The 23,308-nt window shown below is 38.6% G+C and carries 14 protein-coding genes; 10 read left to right on the forward strand and 4 right to left on the reverse strand.

Annotation, left to right across the window (positions count from 1 at the left end):
• The first annotated feature begins 7 nt into the window (after positions 1–7).
• The 4 genes from G466_RS0103160 (at position 8) to G466_RS21350 (ending at position 9,950) form a co-directional block, all read left to right on the forward strand.
• Positions 8–1,516 (forward strand): RagB/SusD family nutrient uptake outer membrane protein, encoded by a 1,509-nt coding sequence (locus G466_RS0103160; RefSeq protein WP_026812346.1) that lies wholly within the window; start codon positions 8–10, stop codon positions 1,514–1,516.
• 601 nt (positions 1,517–2,117) lie between these two features.
• Positions 2,118–5,513, forward strand: coding sequence for a SusC/RagA family TonB-linked outer membrane protein (locus G466_RS0103170; RefSeq protein WP_026812347.1), 3,396 nt, complete (start codon positions 2,118–2,120; stop codon positions 5,511–5,513).
• A 9-nt stretch (positions 5,514–5,522) separates the two neighbouring features.
• Positions 5,523–7,289 (forward strand): SusD/RagB family nutrient-binding outer membrane lipoprotein, encoded by a 1,767-nt coding sequence (locus tag G466_RS0103175; protein WP_026812348.1) that lies wholly within the window; start codon positions 5,523–5,525, stop codon positions 7,287–7,289.
• A 363-nt stretch (positions 7,290–7,652) separates the two neighbouring features.
• Complete coding sequence (locus G466_RS21350) at positions 7,653–9,950, forward strand: glycosyl hydrolase family 95 catalytic domain-containing protein (RefSeq protein WP_169720730.1); 2,298 nt, start codon at positions 7,653–7,655, stop codon at positions 9,948–9,950.
• A 249-nt stretch (positions 9,951–10,199) separates the two neighbouring features.
• Here the strand turns inward: G466_RS21350 and G466_RS0103185 are convergent, their stop codons facing one another.
• Both G466_RS0103185 and rimK read right to left on the reverse strand, forming a co-directional pair.
• Complete coding sequence (locus tag G466_RS0103185; RefSeq protein ID WP_026812349.1) at positions 10,200–11,165, reverse strand: succinylglutamate desuccinylase/aspartoacylase family protein; 966 nt, start codon at positions 11,163–11,165, stop codon at positions 10,200–10,202.
• Entirely contained in the window at positions 11,152–12,030 is an 879-nt protein-coding gene (gene rimK / locus G466_RS0103190; RefSeq protein WP_026812350.1) for a 30S ribosomal protein S6--L-glutamate ligase, read from the reverse strand. Before rimK ends, G466_RS0103185 begins: the two co-directional genes overlap by 14 nt.
• 381 nt (positions 12,031–12,411) lie before the next feature.
• Between rimK and G466_RS0103195 the strand changes: the two genes are divergently transcribed.
• From G466_RS0103195 to G466_RS0103205, 3 genes are all read left to right on the forward strand, one after another.
• Positions 12,412–12,771, forward strand: a complete 360-nt coding sequence (locus G466_RS0103195; RefSeq protein ID WP_026812351.1) for a BlaI/MecI/CopY family transcriptional regulator — start codon at positions 12,412–12,414, stop codon at positions 12,769–12,771.
• A gap of 11 nt (positions 12,772–12,782) precedes the next feature.
• Entirely contained in the window at positions 12,783–14,474 is a 1,692-nt protein-coding gene (locus G466_RS0103200) for a M56 family metallopeptidase (RefSeq protein ID WP_169720731.1), read from the forward strand.
• Positions 14,475–14,710: 236 nt separating this feature from the next.
• Positions 14,711–15,625, forward strand: a complete 915-nt coding sequence (locus tag G466_RS0103205) for an alpha/beta hydrolase (protein ID WP_026812353.1) — start codon at positions 14,711–14,713, stop codon at positions 15,623–15,625.
• Between the two features lie 102 nt (positions 15,626–15,727).
• On the opposite strand, the gene G466_RS0103210 is transcribed toward G466_RS0103205, so the two are convergent.
• Positions 15,728–18,754, reverse strand: a complete 3,027-nt coding sequence (locus G466_RS0103210) for an aminotransferase class III-fold pyridoxal phosphate-dependent enzyme (protein ID WP_026812354.1) — start codon at positions 18,752–18,754, stop codon at positions 15,728–15,730.
• A 294-nt stretch (positions 18,755–19,048) separates the two neighbouring features.
• The gene (locus G466_RS0103215; protein ID WP_026812355.1) at positions 19,049–20,440 is read right to left on the reverse strand and encodes a flavin-containing monooxygenase; all 1,392 of its coding nucleotides are present in this window, start codon (positions 20,438–20,440) and stop codon (positions 19,049–19,051) included.
• Positions 20,441–21,065: 625 nt separating this feature from the next.
• On the opposite strand from G466_RS0103215, the gene G466_RS0103225 reads away from it, so the two are divergent.
• The 3 genes from G466_RS0103225 (at position 21,066) to upp (ending at position 23,210) form a co-directional block, all read left to right on the forward strand.
• The gene (locus G466_RS0103225; RefSeq protein ID WP_026812357.1) at positions 21,066–21,410 is read left to right on the forward strand and encodes a rhodanese-like domain-containing protein; all 345 of its coding nucleotides are present in this window, start codon (positions 21,066–21,068) and stop codon (positions 21,408–21,410) included.
• 775 nt (positions 21,411–22,185) lie between these two features.
• Positions 22,186–22,398, forward strand: coding sequence for a heavy-metal-associated domain-containing protein (locus G466_RS23455; RefSeq protein WP_229797154.1), 213 nt, complete (start codon positions 22,186–22,188; stop codon positions 22,396–22,398).
• Between the two features lie 158 nt (positions 22,399–22,556).
• On the forward strand, positions 22,557–23,210 hold the full coding sequence (gene upp, locus G466_RS0103235; RefSeq protein WP_026812359.1) for a uracil phosphoribosyltransferase: 654 nt from the start codon (positions 22,557–22,559) through the stop codon (positions 23,208–23,210).
• Positions 23,211–23,308 lie beyond the last annotated feature (98 nt).

Consider the following 23,308-nt stretch of genomic DNA (forward strand, 5'->3'; position numbering starts at 1 on the left):
AAAAAAAATGAAAATCTATAAAAACTTTATAAGAGCTATAGCTGTGGTAACCGCAATAACATGCACAACAGCATGTAGTGATTTTTTAGATGAAGAAGACGCGTCTAACTTCACAACCGATACCTATTTTACCACGGCTGAACATGCCAAGAGTGCTATTAATGGAATCTATCAACCGTTGATTCCGATTACCGAAAGTGGATTTGGCGGAGGCCCATGGTTAATGTTGGAATTTGCCACAGGCTTGGCCAACACATCCCTTGGGCAGGCTACTAACATCTATCTGGTAAAGGATTTAATTAACAATTCGGACAATGGATACGGAAATAGTTTCTGGAGCAATTATTATTTAGGAATCTCTAGAGCTAATCTGGCAATTGAAAAAATCCCTGAAATCAATATGGACGAAACACAGAAGCAAAAATATTTGGGTGAAGCTAAATTCTTGAGGGCATACTACTATTTTGGCTTACTAAGAATGTTTGGAAACATTCCTATTATTACCAATTCTGTGGATTTGGGTTCGGATCAATTATACCCCGAACAAGCATCACCCCAGGCGGTTTATGATTTAATCATTAGCGATCTTACAGAAGCTGAGAGCGCTGGTTTACCATGGAGAGATCAATCTGGCAGGATTTCTTTGGGGGCAGTTAAAACCCTATTGGCAGATGTATATCTCACCATGGCCGGCTACCCACTTCAAAAAACAGAGAATTACGCGCTTGCCGCTGCCAAAGCTAAAGAGGTAATTAATTCTGGAGAGTTTAGACTTTTTGATACTTACGATGAGCTACATGACCCATCTACCAAAAACACTGGCGAGTACATCTTTATGACTCAATTTGCAGCCAATATTCAATCAGGCAATTGGCAACCAGCAATTTTGCCCTATAACCTAGGAATTTCAGCATATTCGGCCCAAACAGGTGGTATCTTTTCAACAAACGAGTTTGTTGATTCCTACGAGACTGGGGATAAACGAGCAGAAGAGAAGCAGTTTTACTTCTCAAACTACTCGTTAGAAGCAGATCGTAACGACAGTATTAACTTGGGAGCACCTTATATTTATAAGCATTTTGATATTGAAGCAAATGAAGCGAGTGCTCAGTCCGACTTAAATTGGACTATCTACAGATATGCCGATGTATTACTAATGTATGCAGAAGCCGCAAATGAGGCTGAAGGGGGTCCTTCCACAGAGGCATACAATGCGGTCAATAAGATAAGACAGCGTGCTGAACTTGCTGATTTAGCTGGTCTTTCACAAAATGACTTCAGGACAGCTGTACGAATAGAACAAGTTCACGAGTTAAGTTTTGAAAACCAGACTTGGTTCGACATGGTGAGATGGAGAAAAGCGTATAACCCCGAAACAAATGAGTTGAGGGATTTTATTGGCCACAACTTCTCTTATTTACCAAATAAAGCTTTAACTGAAAGAGAACTTTTATTTCCGATACCAACATCAGAAATGCAGAACAACCCAAATCTAGTGCAAAATACGGGATACTAATTTTGTAGTTAGATTAATACAATAACAGTAGGCAAGGCATGGATAAATAAATACTATCCATGCCTTCATCATTTTAGCACTATATACAATTAAACACCCTTTAGCACGTAATTTAGATACTACTGATTTAACACTTATTATACTTCTAAGGCGCTCCAAATAGCAACAACCTCATTATGAGCAAAAAACATATCAGCATTGGTACTTAAATTGGTAGCGCATGCCCTTTTCTTAATCTATATTGCATTATATTCCTCCTTAAAGAGGATTAGTAATAAAAAATCTTTAAAGTTAAGGTTAGTCTTTGTTAAATTGGTCCTATGTACAGTACCAAGTATAAATTGAGTTAGTTTGGAAAATCCGGATACCGTTTTAATGGTCCCGGATTTTTTCAATTTGCATATTTACCACCTCCACTTAACTTTACCTTACACTTCTTATCCAAACATTTCCGGACAGGTACGTAAATACAGTACACAGGTTTGCCTTCCACATTATTCCTTACTTTTTCCCAGTATTTTAACAAATAATTAGTAATTTTAAAACCTTATCCGGTTACTATTTAAACCGTGCAAATAACGAACCAAATAACTAAAATCGTATGAACAAGAAAATTCGTTTCTTATTAACAGCTTTAACCTTACTCTGTTTAAATGGGGTCTTGGCACAAAGTAAAACCGTAGCAGGAAGTGTCACAAGCACCAATGATGGAACACTTCTGCCAGGAGTGAGTATTGTTATACAAGGCACCACAATTGGAACTCAAACCGATTTTGATGGAAATTATGCTATTCAGGCCTCAACAGGCGACGTTCTAGTTTTCTCGTTTATTGGGATGAAAACCCAAATGATAACTGTTGGCACTTCTAACAACATAGACATTGCTATGCAAGAAGACGCTAGTCAGCTCGAAGAAGTAGTAGTAACCGCATTGGGTATAAAACGAGAGGAAAGAGCTCTTGGATATGCTGTATCTGAAATTCATGGAGATGAAATTGCTCAAGTTGCACAAATCAATCCAGTCAACTCATTGCAAGGAAAAACGGCGGGAGTCCAAGTCAGCACTACATCGGGTGGAACATTTGGTGGAACAAGAATAACAATAAGAGGTAACTCAACTTTTGATCAGAATACCCAACCTATTTTTGTTGTGGATGGGGTAATCTTGGACAATGACATTAGTGGTCAAGAAGGGGCCGATTGGGGTAACCAACTTAAAAACCTTAACCCAGATGATTTTGAATCTTTTTCTATCTTAAAAGGAGCTGCTGCTTCTGCCCTTTATGGATCTCGGGCTTTAAATGGGGTGGTAATAGTAACCACCAAATCTGGTAAAAAAAGTAAAGGTCTCGGAGTTAGTGTTAACCAGACCATTGGTGTAAGAACTGTTTATGACGCTCCTAATTTCCAAAACCAATATGGTTCTGGCCTTACTGCTGGTGGTTTTAGCTTTGTCACTAATGGACCTAATACAAGGACACGTGATGATGCGCATGATACAAGTCAATTTTTCACTTATGATCTTGAAACCGGCTTACCTTCTATGGCTTTTGATTCCTATGAGGAGCATGCAGCTAGTTGGGGACCTCGCTTTGATGGCCAAGAAATAATAGACTATGATGGTTCTAGAGCAACTTGGTCAGCAAAACCCAATAATTACAAGGATTACTTTAATACTGGTTTTATAAGGAATACTAATGTAGCCATTGATGGTGGTAGCGAAACTAGTAGTTTTCGACTATCCTTTTCCAACTTTTCCGAATCTGGCGTTGAATTAAGAAACGATTTTGACAAAAATTCTTTAAGCTTCAAAGGATCACATGATTTAATAAAAGATAAGCTAACGGTTGGCGCTGTAATGCACTACACTCGTTCAAAAGCGAAAAATCCTTTAGAACCAGGTGGACTTAGCCATTGGTTTCATGATGGTTTCCCAAGAAACTATGATGTAAACAAGTGGAAGGATAACTATTTGGACATTGATGGCGGAGTTCCTCATCCCTATGGAGATAACTACAATTTTACTAGAATGAGCAGAATTTGGGCCCATGCACTTGAAGACGACAAAACCCGAACAGAAGGTTCATTTATTTCTAATATAAATTTGAATTATAAGATTACTGATAATATCTCAGCAACGTTGGAAGGAAATCTAAACCAATACACCTACAATCAAGAAAGCAAGACCTTTGCAGACAATAGGGATCGCTTAAATGGGTCTTACTACTTTGGTAATGGTGAAAAATTCCAACACAGTTTCTCTGCAAAATTATTTTTCGACAAACAAATTTCGGATAATTTCAGAATGGATCTGTTGGTAGGAGGGGAATTATGGACTTCTAAAGAACAAAGTCAATTTGCCAATACTACGGGTGGATTTAAAATACGTGATTTCTACTCTTTGGCCAACTCAAAAGATGCTGTCCAAGCAAGTGGCGGTGTCGGACATAGAAAAAAAATAAATTCTATTTATGCTTTTTTCAACACCAGTTATAAACGAGACCTTTATTTCAGTGCTACCGCTAGGAATGACTGGTCTTCAGCCTTGGTTTATCCAAATGGCAAAGGAAACAACTCCTATTTTTATCCTTCTGCAACCTTGTCTTGGGTGACCTCAGAAACGTTTAAGCTTCCTAGCTATATATCGTTTGCCAAATTAAGGGCTTCTTACGCCATTGTTGGTAATGATACCGATCCCTATAGGTTATCTACCGGGTTTGTAGCGGATAATTTTAGTCAAAACCCCAACCTTAATATGTTTAGGTTTGAAGACAATACCGCTGTCTCCGTAAATTTGAAGCCAGAAAAAAAATATTCTTTTGAAACTGGTTTAGATCTTAGACTCTGGAATAACAGAGTTGGTTTGGATCTAGCTTACTATAAGGATAATACTAAAAATCAAATTATTCCATTACAAGTCCCTTCAGAGTCAGGCATAAACAATCAATTAATCAATGCTGGGAACCTTCAAAACCAAGGGATAGAGGCAGCCATTAATTTTAGATTAATAGATAACCCCGATTTTAGCTGGGATTTAGGAGTTAATTACACTCATAACCGAGATAAAATAATTGAACTGGCACCGGGAATAAATGAATTTAGGTTATTTGGAAATCCGGATGACTCCAATGCAGACACGGCGTCTTATGCCTATGTTGGAGGAAACTACGGGGATCTAGTAACAAGAAGAGGTTATGACTTTTATGATGGTGCAAACACTGCTAATCATGACATCCCCGTTCTTGCTAATAGAAATGGATGGTCTGTAGCCTACCCTATTGGTATTCAAAATAAGGATTCGCTCTATGTTATGGGTAATATGCAAGCCGATTGGTATGGTGGCATGAATACTTCTGTAAGATATAAAAGGCTCCGTTTAAGTGCTATTGTAGATGCTAAATTTGGTGGTGAAATTTATTCGGCAGATGCCAGATATGGACTTCATCAAGGGGTTTTGGAAAGCTCATTACCCAACAGGGATGCCTCACAAGGTGGCATTACTTGGACAAGTGAAGGTCAAGGGCAAAATTTTTATGGGAAGACCTATGAGGATGGGTATATTCCACATGGAGTATTTCCTGATGGAACCACCGTTACTTCTGGACCTTCAGATAACAGAACTAGTGTTGATGTAGGCGGATTGACTTATCAGGAAGCATACGATCAAGGATTGGTAGAACCAACCCACTGGTCCGGATATATTTACCGCTGGACTTCAGCAAGTACGGGAACACCAATAACCGGTGTTTACACTTCTAGTTGGGTAGGCTTAAGGGAAGTAACTTTAACTTATGACGTCCCCTCCGAAATATTGGATAAAATTCTAGTAAAAAGTGCTTCTGTGGCATTAACAGGACGTGATTTGGGTCTTCTATATAATTCCTTGCCAGATAATATAAATCCAACACTAAGTAGTAACGCAGCTGCAAACCCACTACAACAAAAGTCGGCTCCTTACATTAGATCTATTTCATTTTCGTTAAAACTCAATTTCTAAATTTACAACATGAAAAAAATAATATATATACTAATCGGCTTGGTTGTTTTTACCGGTTGTGACGATGATTTTGCAGAAATCAACAGCAATCCCAATATAGGGGTGCCACCTCCAGAAACCTTATTTACTTATGTTCAAAAGGAAATGGTTACCTATAAGAATGAAGGTGAATGGTATCATGAAAACCATCAAAAAATGACCTGGGCCCAATATTTGGTTCAGGGTAAGGCCAATGATAGCGATATTAATACTATTCTACCAGGAAACAAATACAATACCTTCTATGTGAAAATAATGAACCATCTAACCGAAATGAGGCTTCAGATTTCTGAATTATCGGATGAAGAACAAAAGTTCTATCAAAAAATGGTGGCTGCCTCAGATGTCCTTCAAGCTTTTTTTGCCCTTAGAGTCACCGATCAATTTGGAGACATTCCTTACTCCGAAGCAGCCATGGGTCGTAAAGAAGGTAAATTAGACCCCAATTACGATAAACAAGAAGCCGTCTTAATGCAAATTTTGGGTGAATTAAATTCGGCCATTCAAAAAATGGACGAGAATATAGCTAGCAATTATGATTTTTCATCCAATGATATCGTATATCAGGGTGATATCACTAAATGGATCAAATGTGCCAATGCCGTTAAATTAAGACTAGCAACACGTTTATTAAGTCAAAATGAGGCCAAAGCACAGGAAATTATTACAAGTGTAGTGTCCGATGGCAGATTGTTTGAAAGCAACGATGACCAATTTACATTTGACTTAGGCGGAACCTACAGAGGTTCCCCTGGTGCAGGATTTGAATGGAAAGGTGTAATGTGGTCCGCAGAACCTATTATAGAATTTATGAAATCTACTACAGATCCACGGTTGAGAATATTTTATGAGCCCAATGGATATACCCAAGAAACTATTGATGAGTTTGCCGATCCTTCTACTATTTCTCCCGCCGTGGACATAAACAATGATAATGATGTCCTGTATACTACCGCAGATGGTGAAGAGATTCTGGGATATCGATTTATAGGATTACCCGCATATAGAAACGATGCTAACATAGGAATTCCTGATTATTATTCTTTCGTTGACCAACCTAATGCAATTGGACCTGCTGCTACGATGCTTTCTAAATACAACAGAAGATTGATTCAGGAATGTAATTTTCAATATGGAGGATTACCACAACCCGAAGGAAACTATGTAGATGTAATGCTATCTTATTCCGAAGTATGCCTTATGATGTCCGAATTTATACTAAAAGGTTATATCTCAGGTGATGCGGCCGACTGGTATAGAAAAGGAACTGAATCTTCTTTGAGAACCTATAATATGCTTGGTGAAAAGCAAGATTTAATTATGCGGGTAGCAAATAAGGAATATCCATATTTGCCCATCAGCGAGGAGGAAATATCAAATTATCTAACCAACCCCTCCTTACAGTTAAATGGCACTAATGATTTAGAAAAGGTATTCATCCAACAATTTCTAAATTTCTATCGTTTGCCAGAAGAAGGATGGATTCTTTCTATGCGTACGGGATATCCAAAATATGGTTCATCACTTTTAGCAAGATCAGCTACCGATGATCCTGAAATACCGTTCCCAAGAAGAATCCCTTCCCCTGAACCCGGGGATCTAAATGTTGCCAAATGGCTACAAGCAAATACAGACCAAGGATTTACGAGTCCAAGAGATGAAACGCCCAGTGTATTAAATTCTCAACGATTGTGGTGGGATAAGAACAATCCTACCATTGGTAGTGGAGGAAATTAAATTGGAGTATTGTAATTGTTGTCCTATCAACAGCATCAAGTATAAATTGAGTTAGTTTGGGAAATCCGGATACCGTTTCAATGGTTCCGGATTTTTTCAATTCAATAATTTGTTCCTCACCTAATAGAATAATCTTCTTTACATAATTCTATGTCTAGATTTAAGCACGCTACTGCTCAGATAAAAATAACTCCAGGACAACAAAAAATAATATAAAACATAGCATTTGTATTAGTTGCTCTTTTCTGGCAGGTTAGGTATATTGGCCCTCTAAAAATTGAGTGTCATATCAGAATAAAATTCGTTATTTTACTAGATTAAATACAAAGGAAGCCCCCAAATTTCTTAACCCGATACATTCAAATGAATTATAGATTTCTATTTCCTATCCTATTTTTAAGCTTACTCGTAAGCTGCAAGAAGGAGGTTACATATACAGAACTGGACCGTATTCCCAAATATGAACTTAAATTTGATTATTTAGCCTCCTCCTGGGACGAGGCTATCCCCTTAGGAAATGCAACGGTAGGAGCTCTTATATGGGAAAAAAATGGCAAATTGCGCTTTTCCCTAGATAAGGCAGACCTATGGGATCTACGACCTATGGAAAATTTAAATTTTAAGGACTACGGATTCGATTGGGTTAAACAACAGTGGGAAAACGATACCTATATAAATGTACAGGATCGCTATGATGTACCTTATGACCACTTACCAGCACCTTCCAAAATTCCAGGAGGCGCCTTAGAATTCGACATAAGTGGACTTGGGGAAATAGATTACGTAAAGCTGAACTTAGCTACTGCCGTATGCGAAATTAAATGGAAAAACGGGGCTTCCTTTAAAGCCTTTGTACACGCTACGGAGCCTTTAGGCTGGTATTCTTTTGAAAACGTAAACAGTGACCTAAACCCCACTATCATTCCCCCACCTTATGTATCCTTACAACAAGAAGGAAATGAGGATCCGGTAGCGGGACAAGACCTCCGTAGACTAGATTATGAAGGAGGAAGGGTCACACAAAGAGAGCATACCATTACCTATGACCAGCAGGGATGGGATGACTTTAAATTTCAAGTACACACCCAATGGGAGCCCACTCCTACCCACTTAAAGGGCAGTTGGAGTATCAGTTCAAAAAAATCCACTTTGGACACTTCCAAGTCTGCAGAAGAAATAGTTGCCAATAGCCTTAAATTAGGAATGTCTAATGCTCTGGAGCGTCACACTAATTGGTGGCATAATTTCTGGAATCAGTCCACAGTTAGCGTTCCAGATCCCATTTTACAAAATCAGTGGTACATGGAAATGTACAAATTTGGTTCAGCGGCAAGGCAAGGGGCACCTCCAATATCCTTACAAAGTGTGTGGACGGCAGACAATGGGAAGTTGCCACCATGGAAGGGCGATTTTCATCACGATTTAAATACCCAGTTAAGTTATTGGCCCGCTTATTCAGGGAACCACCTCGATTTAGAACAGGGTTTTATAGATTGGATGAGCAATTACAAAACTGCTTTTAAGAAATATACCAATGATTTTTACGGCACTAAAGGGTTAAATGTTCCCGGGGTAACCACCTTAACGGGAGAACCTATGGGCGGGTGGATACAATACTCCTTTGGACCAACGGTAGGGGCTTGGTTAGGTCAGCACTTTTACTTGCATTGGCGATACTCAATGGATCGAGAATTCCTTAAAAACAAAGCTTATCCGTGGATTAGGGATGTAGCCATCCATTTTGACGAACTTTCGATTATGGACGAAAATGGCAAGAGGAAACTCCCTTTAAGCTCCAGTCCCGAAATTCGCAACAATACTCGAGATGCTTGGTTTAGTGATATCACCAATTTTGACCTTTCCCTAGTGAGGTGGACCTATACCCATGCCGCTGAATTGGCAATGGAATTAGGCCTAAAGGAAGAGGCCGAAAAATGGAATGCCATCCTAAAGGAATGGCCAGATTATGCCATTGATAAAAATGGACTTATGGTATCTCCAAGCCTACCCTACAAAGAATCTCATAGACATTTATCACATCTTATGGCCATCCATCCACTTGGACTTATAGATGTATCTAACGGCGAAGAAGAAAAACTTATTATACAAAACACAATTGACCATTTAGACAAAATAGGATCTAGCCAATGGGTTGGATATTCTTTTAGTTGGTTAGGAAATTTAAAAGCACGCGCCTTGGATGGAGAGGGAGCTGCAAAGGCCTTAAAAGATTTTGCAACAGCCTTTGTACTCCCCAACAGCTTCCATGTTAACGGTGACCAATCAGGTACCGGCAAATCGAATTTAATTTATAGACCATTTACCTTAGAAGGTAATTTTGCCTTTGCTGCTGGGTTACAGGAAATGCTAATACAGAGTCATACAGGCACTATAAAAGTATTTCCGGCCGTACCAAAAAAATGGGACAATGTAGGTTTTAGTAAATTAAGGACAGAAGGTGCCTTTTTGGTTTCTGCCCAAATGATATCTGAGGAAGTAAAATGGGTGAAAATAGTTTCTGAAAAAGGAGGGGAATTAAGACTTAAAAATCCCTTCTCTACCCAACGACTTATTTCGGAACCCGATACAGAATTCCAATGGGAGGGCGACATAATGATCCTAAATATGAAACCGGGACAAGAGGTACAGTTTAGACTATAGGGTATGAATATTGAGCTTTAGAGCAAAACACCATCTGGCAATCAAATGCTTACACCATAATACCGACCAATTGGTCTATCATGGAAGATGATTACATCACTAATAACGTTTTAAAATCCGATTAAATAAGCTACTATCACCCTTGATTTTAGTGGTTATCTGTCTTAAAAATGTGAATCAATCGTGCTTTTTAGATTAGGATCTCCATTACCGAAATAAAGAAGGGAAGAGCTAATTATTATTACAACGTCACTCTTGGGAAATATGAAGGATAGCATCTCCCTGATTAATTATAGGGGATTGATTGATACAAATAACATGGCCGGTGAAAGTTGCCTTTATACTCCGCTCAAAATTGCCAAACGGATCGGATACACTTCCTAAAAGATCGCCTTTTTTCACTTTGGCGCCCAAGGCAACAAACGGATGGAACATTCCGGAATATTTGGCCCTCACCCACTGAGAGGATTTAATAGTAATAGGATTAAGGACCTTCCCCTCCATCAGTTCTAATTCCTCGGAAAAATCCCTAATTCCTAAATGATCCATTACTCGGAGCGCGCCTGCAATTCCTGTCTGGGTTACCTTCTCATTAATATCCAAGGATTTTCCGCCTTCAAAGAGCAATACCTTTTTACCCATTTTTGCCAAGGCTTCGCGAAACGACTTCTCCCTAGTATTTGCCAATACTATAAATGGACTACCAAATACTTTAGCCAATTCCATACTTTCTTCATCACCTTTATTTATCCTAGTTTGTGGTGCATTGAATCTACTTTCCCCTCCGGTATGGTAGTCGATACAATAATCTACTACAGGCGCAATTTCTTTAATTAGATGGTAGGCAAACCTACTGGCCAAAGAGCCACGAGGACTCCCAGGGAACATTCGGTTTAAATCTCTTCCATCGGGGAAAGGCCTAGCTTGATTTAAAAATCCAAAAATATTTATCACGGGAATGCAAATAACCGTTCCTGAAACTGGTCGGTTATATTTCTTAGAAATCAGTTTGCGAACAATCTCCACCCCATTCACTTCATTTCCATGGATCCCCCCCGTAATCAATAGAACAGGCCCCGGTTTCTTACCTCGTTGCACAATAATAGGAACCTCAATTTTTGTCCCCGTATGCAATTTTGCGATATCTAGATTCAGCAACATCCCCTTACCCGGTAAAATGGAATGCCCTAATAATTCAAAACTAGTGTTCGGCATGTCTTTCTACATATTTTATAATAAGTCCGGCTATATCTTTTCCGGTAGCGGCTTCTATACCTTCTAAACCAGGGGACGAATTTACCTCTAAAATTAGTGGCCCCCTAGAAGATTGTAACATATCCACTCCGGCTACACCAAGGCCCATAACTCGTGCCGCTTTTATAGCTGCATTCTCTTCCTCATCGGTAAGTTCTATGATATTTGCAGACCCCCCACGGTGAAGGTTAGACCTAAACTCTCCTTCCTTACCCTGCCTCTTCATAGCACCTACCACTACACCATCTATTACAAAGGCCCTAATATCGGCACCTTTTGCCTCTTTTATAAATTCTTGTACTATCACCCTAGCCTTTAAACCATTAAACGCTTCTAGGATAGATTCCGCAGAATTCCTATTCTCTGCTAAGACTACACCTAATCCCTGAGTGCCTTCCAACAGTTTTATAACCACAGGCGCACCCCCAGCATTATCAATAATGGTAGACACATCTTTTGAATAATTACTAAATACTGTTTTTGGCAACCCCAGACCTGCCCTAGACAAGATCTGAAGACTTCTCAACTTATCTCGAGAGCGTACTAAAGCTTGTGATTCCACCGCAGTAAATACCTTCATCATTTCAAATTGCCTTACCACGGCCGTACCATAAAAAGTAATGGAAGCTCCAATACGTGGAATTACACCATTTACATTCAATAGTTCCTCCCCCTTATAGATTAGTCCAGGTTTCTTTTTTTCAATAACTAGGTCGCACTTACCATGATCAACGACCAACATTTCATACCCTTTTTTTTCACCAGCTTCCACAAGCCTTTTGGTGGAATATAAATTGGGATTTTGGGATAGGATTACAATTTTCATATTTCTATTAATTAGTTGTTTTTAAAATGGAACCATAGATAAAAGTGAGATGAACTTGAATTCTATTTTTTCCAGATTTTAATATACGGCAAAAGCTTTAATTAAATCCATATCTACTCCTATTTTATAGCGTGAACTTTTCTATAAAGAACATTATACTGGATTTCTAATGTTACATCCACTTAGGAACTTTCACACCAAAAAACTATTATTTTAGTTTCTTAACTGTTTTTATAGTTGCATAACTGTAAAAATAGTTATAACTTGTTCTCATGTTAGAATTTTATTAATAAACAGTTGACTAACATACTGTACGAAGATTTAAAACACACGGTCTCACGTGCTTTATTGGAACACCTATAATCTTAAAATTATGGCACAATGAAAAAACTGACAAACAAAGAGGAGGAGATAATGAAAATTTTATGGGACTTGGAAAAAGCTTTTGTAAAAGATGTTCTTGCCCAGTTTAAAGAAGACAAACCCCATTACAACACCCTTTCTACAATTATCAGAAACCTGGAAGAAAAGGGATATGTCGCTCATAATACCTATGGAAACACCCATCAATATTATCCAGTAGTGGCCAAGGAAGCATATAGGAAACAATTTATCAGCGGGGCCATTGAAGATTACTTCAATAACTCCTATAAGAATTTAGTGTCCTACTATGCTTCTGAAGATAAAATAAGTGTGGAAGAGCTAAAAGAAATAATAAACCATATAGAAAAGAATAATTAATGGAAGATTTCATGCTATATTTATTAAAAAGCAGTGGAATTCTGGCATTTTTCTGGTGTTGCTTTAAACGTTTTCTAGAAAAAGAAACCTTTTTTGAATGGCACCGGATTTTTCTAATATCAGGCATTTTTATCGCATTGCTTTTTCCTCTGTGGACCTTAACAGAATTAATCCTAGTAGATCCCTTGCCCTACGCGCTAACGGAAACACAAACTTCTGAAGCAATAATGCTACCTGATGCTACTACAGATTGGTGGACAGTTATCACCACTATTTATGCCATTGGGGCTATGTTATTCTTAACACGCTTAGGTATACAGCTAATTTCTTTAAATAAACTAATACGGAAGGGAACTGCTTTCAAAACAGATGGGCTTACCATTGTCGAGACCAAGGAAAACACCTCTCCTTTTTCTTTTTTTAATCTTATTGTATATAATCCTAGTATGCACCAGCCCCAGGAATTGAAAACTATCATTGCTCATGAAAAAATACACTGCCTACAGCGCCATTCAGTAGATATATTATTGATTCACCTATTATCTGCGCTTCAATGGATGAATCCATTTGTATGGTTATATAAGAAAACCTTATCCCTTAATCTAGAATACCTTGCCGATAATGCAGCCACCAAAAACATGTCAAGTCCAAAAGAATATCAGTATCTCTTACTTAAACAAGCTGGTGTTGGCTCACCATATTCATCAATCATCAATCCATTTTTCACATCATTAATCAAAAAACGAATAGTTATGTTAAACAAAAACAAATCAAAGAAAATCAGAGCTTGGAAATTCAGTCTAGCAGTACCTTTTCTCGCCTTCTTTCTAGTTGCTTTTAACACGAAAACGGTCACCCAAGTAAATCCGAATTCAGTCCAAAAGTACAGTGGCTTGGAAAGCGAAAAAGCTCCTAGTAGTAAAATTAAATTTACGATAAACAAAAACAGAACAAAGAAAGACTTGGAGCGAATCTCCAATACGATAAAAAAAGATTATAATATCGACTTAAGATTTACGGACATATCCCGAAATGCGGATGGCATTCTCACCGCTATCAACTCATCTTATAACGACGACACCGGCTCCAGCAGCAGTTCTTCTTCAGATAAGGACGGCATCCAGCCATTTAATTTCAGTATGGAAATCGATGACGAAGGAAATATGATATCCCTAGGTTATGAGATAAGCGTCAAAAAACCAAAAATTAATGAGCAGAGGAGTGAACAAAGTAATTTGCCCATAAAAGTCAAACTCTTAAATGGCTCACTTACTCAAGATTCTACTTTAACCGCCCCAATTTATATAGTAGATGGATCGGAGGTAAGCGCCTACTTTAAGGCTACCGACATAGATCCTTCTGAAATACACAGCATTAATGTTCTTAAAGGATCTACCGCAACCCATAAATACGGGGATAAGGCCAAAAATGGTGTTATTATGATTACTACTAAAAGTCATCAAGCACTACAAAGTCCGGCTATATCAACCAAAAAAGAAAACAATGGCGCCACCAATCAAACTACAATTAATACTCCATTATATATAGTAGACGGTGTAGAAAAAGAAGCAGACTTTAATATCGACAATATCCCGGCAAGTTCCATTAAAAGCATAAATGTCACTAAGGGAGCAGAAGCTATAGAAAAGTTTGGAGAAAAAGGGAAAAATGGAGTGATTGAGATTACAACTAGGAAAGAATAAGTATACACTGTTCAAAAAATAATATAAATGGCAACTTCGAAAGGGGTTGCCATTTTTTTTTAAAAACTCCCAATTCGAACAAAATAAATTACTCTCTCTTTGTTTAATTTCATGTGTAATTTAGCTATCCTAATATTTTTAATAGGTGTTTCATTTCACAACACACCATGGCCAGGATATAACACCTGCTTATTAAACGATATTTTCTATCTTTAACAGTACCAATCCATACCACTATGAAACCATTCCTTTTTATTTTAATCAGTATATACTCAATGACCACTTTTGCCCAGAACACCATTCTTCCCCTTTGGCCCAATAAAATTCCAAATGCCATAAAGGGTAATGATACAGAGGAAATAGTAAGTGCGGACATTGTAAGGATATCCAAAGTTCAAAATCCGACCATAGAAGTGTACCTCCCCGCAAAAAAAACTGCTACGGGACAGGCGGTTTTAATATTTCCGGGTGGCGGTTATGGGATATTGGCTTATGATTGGGAAGGAACCGATTTTGCCAAATTACTGAACTCCAAAGGCATCGCTGGTATAGTAGTAAAATACCGCCTCCCAAATTCCAAATGGGCAACAGACAAACATAATGTACCCTTACAAGATGCGCAACGCGCTATGCGCTTGGTGCGTTCCAAAGCAGTGGATTGGAATATTAACCCTAACCATGTTGGTATAATTGGATTCTCTGCCGGTGGACACCTAGCCTCTACCTTGGGAACACATTACAACGAGGAAGTGTATTCCAAACGAGATGCAATTGACCAACAAAGCGCACGGCCCGATTTTATGACCTTAGCCTACCCCGTTATTACCATGGGAGAAATAAATACGCACGGGGGATCTAGAAAAAACTTGTTAGGTGAGAATCCATCCCAAAAAATGATAAATCACTTTTCTAATGAATTGCAGGTAACAACCGACACTCCGCCCACATTTTTGGTCCACGCCACGGATGATACCGCGGTGCCCGTAGAAAATAGCCTTCTTTTTTATTCGGCACTTCGTAAAAATAAGGTCGCCGTAGAAATGCATATTTATCCTACTGGCGGACATGGCTTTGCATTGGGATTAGACGATCCACACCTTGCTAGTTGGACAGACCAATGGATAGGTTGGTTGTCTGGACTAAAGCCTTAACTGGCGCTAGATAGTTATGTTTAGGACTGAGCCTGCCTGCTGCAGACAAGCTCAACCAGACAACTTGCGTATAATTTCTATCCCTAAAAACGCTATTACAGCTTATAATTGCATAAAATCCTCTTTCAGAACTTTTCGTAAATAGAAAACCAACTCTTCTGCATTTTCAAGGGTTAATACTAAAGGTGGTTTAATTTTAAGCACATTATGATCGGGACCGTCGGTGCTCATTAGAATACCGTGCTCTTTCATTCTGTTGGCCAAGTAATCAGTTTGCTCAGCCAGGGGCTCCATAGTTTCATTTACCAATTCTATCCCCAAGAACAGCCCCTGCCCTCTTACATCCCCGATAATTGGAAAATCGACTGCTAATTCCCTCAACTCCGCCTTTAAAAACTCTCCTATTTTATAGGCATGTTCTTGTAACTTTTCCCGTTTCACCACCTTTAGCACCTCTGCGCCAATGGCACAAGAAACCGGATTCCCACCAAAGGTGTTGAAGTATTCCATACCATTCGCGAATTTTTCTGCAACCGCTGGGGTACACGCTACTGCTGCTAGTGGGTGTCCATTTCCTAAGGGTTTCCCTATGGTTACAATATCTGGGACAACATTGTGCAATTGAAAGCCCCAAAATGTTTTCCCCATTCGGCCACAACCCACTTGTACTTCATCGGAAATACAGAGTCCGCCTGCTTCCCTCACCATCTCATAAGCCTTGGTTAAAAACCCTTCAGGTAGTTCTATCTGTCCCCCGCAACTAATGATAGGTTCAATAATGAAAGCCCCTACATTCCTGCCTTTAGCCTGAATTTTATCCAGCTGCTTTTTTACTTCCTCTGCATAATTTAAAGCGGTATTATTCCCTCTATATTTCCCTCTAAATGCATCTGGAAGAGGAAAGATATGGGTATGCTCAGGAGCGCCCTGACCTCCTTTTCCATCAAACTTATAGGAACTGATATCGATACACCTATTTGAATTACCATGATATCCCACTTCAGAAGCAATTATATCTCGTTGCCCTGTGGCAGCCTTTACCATTCTAATCGCCAACTCATTAGCCTCACTCCCCGAATTCACAAAATGCAGCACACTCAGCTCTGGAGGTAATGTTTCTAAAAGCTCTTTTGCCAGTTCATTAATATTTTCATGCAGATACCTACTGTTGGTATTGATCAAGGCCATCTGCTCCTGCCCAGCTGTTACCACCGCAGGATGTTCGTGCCCTACATGCGCCACATTGTTTACCGTATCCAAATATTTTTGACCATATTGATCCATTAAATATTGACCCGCACCGCGAACCATTTTAAGAGGAACTTTATATTGCAGACTTAAGCTTTTCCCCAAATGTTCTTTTCTATAGGCGATGATTTCGTTATTGGATACCTCAGCATAATGCCCTAAAGCATCTGACTTAAATAAAAGATTGGGGTCTGGACAGATACTTGCCCAAACGGAGCGTTGGTTAAAATAAGCCACTCCTGGGAAATCCTCGGTATACTCTAACAGGGAAAGCATCACCTGGAAATGTAGATGAGGCACCCAATTCCCATTTTCATGTACCTCTCCCAAAACGCCAATCTGTTGTCCGCTAGTAATTCTATCACCCAACTTATGTTGGGTAGCACTTTCTACAGATAAATGCCCATAAAGCGAATAAAATTCTAATCCGTCTTCCTTATGTTTTAAAATTACCATTCCCCCATACTCCTTTTCACCAGCGTCGTTTACCGCCACTACCACTTCTCCATCCAATAAAGCGTGTACGGTTGTAGCTGCAGGCAACCAGAAATCGACCCCCAAATGTATAGTGCGACTCTCCCGGCCCTTATTTCCTATTTTATCATAGGAGGATGTAGTATATACGGGTCGGGGTTCTAAATACCCACCCGCCACTATTTTAGAAGGATATTGGCTTTGTAATTTATTGATTTTGTATTGAAAATAATCTAGATCATTATAATCCTTTTCGTGCCCTAACCAGGTACTAGAAACGCTTAAATCTATAGTATGAATTTCATTAAGGCCTATAGTGGGAAACAACTTTTCTATGGAAAAAGCTGTTTTTCCGGCCCATCTCGCAAACCTATTTTCTTGGGGATGGGCGGTATACCCACAAGCCTCCCTAAAACTAAAATAGGCATAATCTGCGGGGATATAACGCCATTTTTTTAGTACCTCCCAGGCAGGTTCTTCACTAATTAATAGATAGGTATTATCTGGCTCTTCTATTTTATTGAGGGCGCTTTTGGTTACTGATATTACCAGCCTCATAGCAATGGCCATGTACAAATGCTTCAACTCCCTCTCTTCTAAAGGAAATGTATGGTGATAGCCTTTAACAATAGGCAATGCCGCTTCCAAGGGGTCGTTATGACCCATAATGGCATAGGCGCAGGCAATGGCCAAGTCATTAATTATCTGTGTGTAAACAGCATCTCCAAAATCGATTGCAGATACCACCTTGGGATGCACCAAATCTTCAGAAACTATTACATTATTGTCATTAGCATCATTATGCACTACCGCTTTCCTCAACTGCGCATATTCTGGTTGAGCATTTTGAAACTGTTCCTGAAAAAAGGAAATAATCTCTTTCTCTTCGTCATCAAAAAGATGCAGGTAATTGGTTGTCCACTCTCCTTGGGCTACATCCCAAACAAACTTGCGTTGCGCTTCCGTATGATTAAAACCTTGCAAGGCATGGGTAAGACTTCCACAGTGTTCCCCTAGACTATAGCGCAAATGGTCTAACTGCGGATTTACCCCGCTCCACACTCGCCCGGATATCCATGACAAGAGCCGCACTTTCCGCATCTGACCATAATCGTCTTGGATATCGGACATTGTATTTCCCTCCTTATCAAGTATTACTTTCGGGATAATTAAATCTCTACCATGGATTGCAGCATACTGTAATAATTGTTGTTGAAAATCCAGATAGCTCTCATTTTCTCCTGGACGGGATACTTTTAGGATATATGATTCTCCGTCTTCTGCTTTTATTTTAAAATTAAAGTCGACCTCCCCAGGAAGGGATTTTGCGGATCCTTGGACATTAAAGATTTCAAAGGCTATCTTTTCGGCCTTCTCTGTGGTTATATGTAAGTTGCTATATTCCATTAAACCTAGTTTTATTATTGGCAATCCAATTCTATGTACTTGTACCTTAAGTTCCATTTCACCTAATGCTACCGCCTAGAAATGGGCATTTAAATCTGCACTTTTTAAATCTAAAGAAGGGAGATAATAGCAGTAAATAATTAGTTCTAGAAATAGGGTAATGCTGAATTATTCTAATATATCTTCCTGATAGAAAATATATTTAATTTCTTGAACTTCCTTAAAATAAGACATAAAAAAACGCCCTAAAAACAGTCGATTGTTTTAGGGCGTTATTGGGTAGCGTGTATTTTATTATTTCACCAAGGCTTCTTTTTTTGGTGACTCCTCTTCTTCAATAGTTTCAGGGTCAGAAAAATACCTTTCAAAGCTATCATCCATTTCATCTATCCAATTGGTATGATGATTATCGGCCATAGTTCCTGTCATTACCGATCTAAAGGTTTGGTCTCGGTATCCTAAGATATCTTCGTCCTTGTCTTTTAACCATTTTTTGAAATGAGCAGCTACCGTATCCAAATCAAATTCCGGATAATCTGTCATTCTAATAAGATCCCTAATATAATCTGTTTGGAAATCTATCTCATCATCATGTGTCTTTAAGGCGAGCGACTTATCCATCCACTTTTCAATATCTTTAGTACGCTCCTCTTTTTCGGGTAGTGGAAGATTCCCTAACATAATATCCCTTGCCACCCAAGCCTGTGCATCAAACATATTAAATGTATAGTATTGATCTTGCATTCCAAGATAGATTAACCTTGGAAGATCATTAAAAACAATTCCCTTATACACATGATCAGGGAATAGACAGTTATGGGTCTTCAGTCGCATTTCATCTGGCAGGAATGGGAATTTATGCTGATAACCAGTACACATTATAACTGCATCAAAACGCTCTTTACTACCATCACTAAAGTGAGCTACATCTCCTTCAAAGTTCTTAAGTAACGGTACCTCCTTAATTCCTTCTGGCCAATTAACTCCAATAGGTGTAGTACGGTAGGTTAGGGTCACAGAATTGGCACCGTGCTTATGGCACTGTACTCCAATATCCTCTGCAGAATAACTACTTCCCACTAAAAGGATATTTTTTCCTTCGTATGGATCTGCTCCCCTAAAGTCGTGCGCATGCATAACAATACCAGGGAAGTCTTCCAATCCTTTGTAGTATGGCATATTTGGAGTGGAATAATGTCCGCTTGCCACAACTAAATAATCAAAAATCTCGGTATATGTTCTATCATTTACCAAGTCATCTACAACTACTGAAAACTTTTGGGTTTCTTCATTAAAGGATACCCATCGGGCAGCGGTATTAAACCTAATATGTTTGCGGAGTCCGCTTTTCTTGACCCTTCCCTGTATATAATCGAATAGAACTGGCCTTGGGGGGTAAGAAGATATAGGCTCTCCAAAATGTTCATCAAAACTGTAATCAGAAAATTCCAAACATTCTTTGGGACCATTGGACCATAGGTATTTATACATACTCCCATGTATAGGCTCTCCGTATTTTCCAACCCCTGTACGCCAAGTATAATTCCATAATCCGCCCCAGTCGCTTTGTTTTTCAAAACAAACTATTTCAGGTATTTCCTGTCCTTTCGTTTCTAGGGAATCAAATGCCCTTAACTGTGCCAAACCACTAGGTCCGGCTCCAATAATGCCAATTCTTAACTTCATATATCTATCATTTGTTTGTTCCAATTACAAAAGAAAGGTTCGCACCAAACCACAACCTCCCCTACTGAGAGTATGAGCTAGTTATTGAAATAGCACAGTGCTACTTTCCTAATATGTTTTCGCTGGCACCCGATATAGAACTCTCGAGTGGTAGAGGCGTTGTTTTTACTAAAACCAGGTTCTTGCCTCTATGCTGCCGTATATGCAATCCAAAAAAAAATAAGGTCCTTTCAGATGCCTTAAGCCTCATTTTTGATTATACTCCTTTAAATTTTTTTGGTGCTGCAAATTTACAAAATTTTGGATGACTAGACAAGACTCCACCTAATACGCTGATTTACAAGCTTTAAAATCTCTTAAATACTACACTCGAAGCGAGGATTTATGGCTTATCATTTATTATTAATTGTTCCTTATATTCCTATATCACTTATATAAAAATCGTTAATTATGGAACAATACATAGGCGCCTTATTATTGGTAACATTAGTTACTTTCCACTATTTTACTATCGCCTAACTTTGTAGAAACGGAAAGCTTTGGTCTAAGCTAATATGTTGGTCGTTTTAAGATAATTTCCCGACATCACCTAGGCCAATCCCTGCTACCATGAAAAATTGTAAATATGTCATTTTTAGCTAAACTATTCGGATTCAATAAAGAAGTATCTGATAAAATTGAAATCCTAGATCCTGCCGCCTATTCACAAGGAATCGCGGGCAAAAAGGTACAATTGGTAGACGTTATGACTAAAGAAGAGTTTATGAACGGACATATAGAAAAGGCAGTAAACTTAGATATCTTTAACGCTACCAATTTTATTAAAGCGTGTGAAAAAATGGACAAAGATAAACCTGTGTATCTCTATTGCCGTTCTGGAGCTAGGAGTCAGAAAGCAGCAAAAAAACTGATCAACATGGGCTTTGAAAAAGTGTACGATTTAAAAGGTGGATTTTTGCGATGGAAGTAAATTTCATTATCATGGGCTCTACTATCATCTAACTAAAAACGTAAAACATTGCATTTAAGGTGTTTAAGTTGTTTTGTTTATGATTTCATTTTTAAGTTTTTTAGGATAATATCTAAGTATATATTGGGTATGTATTATATTATTCGATTTGTAAATGAATCACAAACGCTTTTAAACAATTTCTAACCTACTTGCTTTCATTTAGTTCACTGCTTTCTATTTCCTTTTTAAAGGTATTCATGAACCTCCTTCGTCGGTTTCTTTTGCTCGCCCAAATGCCTAGCATTCATGAATTGCGTTAATAAAAATAAACAAGCGTATGAATAAAAGAAACGAACAGGGCTGATAAACTAAGGTACGGTGAACCTTGGCTTAGTGGAGCCAGCCGCAGCGAAGGCCAGCGCGCCAACTGGCCCCTCACTTTAAATGCAAATCGTTGCATTTTCCGTTCGGTCCTAATGAATTTTTTCGACATCGAGGTCGAAAAACCATAGACGAAACTCCGCGTCGCTACGTTCCTCCGCTCCTGCTCTCGGTCCCGAAACCTCGGGATAGTCCATTATTCTGCGGATAAGGAGTTATGCTTCGCTATTTAATTAGGATATTATAAAAAAGACACCCAAACTTATTTTAGCTAATGTTCATGTTCTCGTGTCAGCCCGATGGAGGGACTCAATACTAAACTAAAAAAAAAAACGATTATAAATAATTATATAACACTATAAAATCAACAATTTCAGTACAGAATATAAAATGTGGAGGATGTGCCAATACCATTACTTCCAAATTATCGGAATTAGATGACATCTCAGATGTTTCGGTAGACGTAGCTTCTGGAACGGTATCCTTTGAGTCCGAAAGCACTACTGGGACCCAAGAATTAAAAGACAAGTTAAAGGCGTTGGGATACCCAGCAGTTAACGAGAAAAATGGTTTGGGAGACAAGGCAAAGTCCTATGATAGTTGTGCTACAGGAAGATTTAAATAAGTTAAGAGGATGTAACTTCTAGAATAGATAAATTAGTGTTTACGTTTATATGATAAAAAAGAAGAGGTTAGCTGCACCGTATAGCACTTTACAAACCCGCTGTTAAGGGTGTTAATCCCCACAATAAATTTGTAATTTTATACCAAATTAAAGGATCTATGATTATTCATAATTTAGGGGAAGGAAATTCTTTGTTAAACCAGTTTGTTGCCGAATTAAGGGATGTGGATATCCAAAAAGATGCGATGCGTTTTAGAAGAAATATAGAACGCATAGGGGAAATTCTTAGTTATGAGTTGAGTAAGACCCTAGATTATCAACAAAAGACCATTACTACCCCATTGGGGACCAAAGAAATGAGCATGCCCAACAATGATTTGGTATTGTGCTCTATTTTAAGGGCCGGTTTTCCCTTACATCAAGGAATCCTTAATTATTTTGACATGGCTGAAAATGGGTTTATTTCTGCATTCAGACACCATCCAAACGATGGTGACGAATTTGAAGTAGTAGTAGAATATTTTGCCACCCCCTCTTTAAAGGATAAAACATTGATCTTGATAGATCCTATGTTAGCTACTGGTAGAACCATGGAAAATGTGCTAAAGTGCTTAGAAAAGTATGGTATCCCTAAACAGATACACCTTGTATCGGTCATTGGTTCCAAAGAAGGAATAGCACATGTTGAAGAGGTTTTTCCCAACAACACCCATTTGTGGATTTCCGCCGTTGATGAGGCGTTAAACAGCAGGGGGTATATTCTTCCTGGCCTTGGAGATGCAGGCGACCTCTGCTATGGAAGCAAGCTTTAAAGGCAATGGCAATTTCAATATCTGATATAATCCAAACCTCAACTTAAATCAATAAAAAATACCTGGGCTCCCCCAGGTATTTTAAAATTAAGTAACTC

It is taken from the genome of Arenibacter certesii DSM 19833 (assembly GCF_000429545.1).
GTDB classification, from domain to species: Bacteria; Bacteroidota; Bacteroidia; order Flavobacteriales; family Flavobacteriaceae; genus Arenibacter; species Arenibacter certesii.

Bases quoted from the DNA above. Each gene is read 5' to 3' on its own strand.
- G466_RS0103160 (WP_026812346.1), top strand. From the start codon at position 8: ATGAAAATCTATAAAAACTTTATAAGAGCTATAGCTGTGGTAACCGCA.
- G466_RS0103170 (WP_026812347.1), top strand. From the start codon at position 2,118: ATGAACAAGAAAATTCGTTTCTTATTAACAGCTTTAACCTTACTCTGT.
- G466_RS0103175 (WP_026812348.1), top strand. From the start codon at position 5,523: ATGAAAAAAATAATATATATACTAATCGGCTTGGTTGTTTTTACCGGT.
- G466_RS21350 (WP_169720730.1), top strand. From the start codon at position 7,653: ATGAATTATAGATTTCTATTTCCTATCCTATTTTTAAGCTTACTCGTA.
- G466_RS0103185 (WP_026812349.1), bottom strand. From the start codon at position 11,165: ATGCCGAACACTAGTTTTGAATTATTAGGGCATTCCATTTTACCGGGT.
- rimK (WP_026812350.1), bottom strand. From the start codon at position 12,030: ATGAAAATTGTAATCCTATCCCAAAATCCCAATTTATATTCCACCAAA.
- G466_RS0103195 (WP_026812351.1), top strand. From the start codon at position 12,412: ATGAAAAAACTGACAAACAAAGAGGAGGAGATAATGAAAATTTTATGG.
- G466_RS0103200 (WP_169720731.1), top strand. From the start codon at position 12,783: ATGCTATATTTATTAAAAAGCAGTGGAATTCTGGCATTTTTCTGGTGT.
- G466_RS0103205 (WP_026812353.1), top strand. From the start codon at position 14,711: ATGAAACCATTCCTTTTTATTTTAATCAGTATATACTCAATGACCACT.
- G466_RS0103210 (WP_026812354.1), bottom strand. From the start codon at position 18,754: ATGGAATATAGCAACTTACATATAACCACAGAGAAGGCCGAAAAGATA.
- G466_RS0103215 (WP_026812355.1), bottom strand. From the start codon at position 20,440: ATGAAGTTAAGAATTGGCATTATTGGAGCCGGACCTAGTGGTTTGGCA.
- G466_RS0103225 (WP_026812357.1), top strand. From the start codon at position 21,066: ATGTCATTTTTAGCTAAACTATTCGGATTCAATAAAGAAGTATCTGAT.
- upp (WP_026812359.1), top strand. From the start codon at position 22,557: ATGATTATTCATAATTTAGGGGAAGGAAATTCTTTGTTAAACCAGTTT.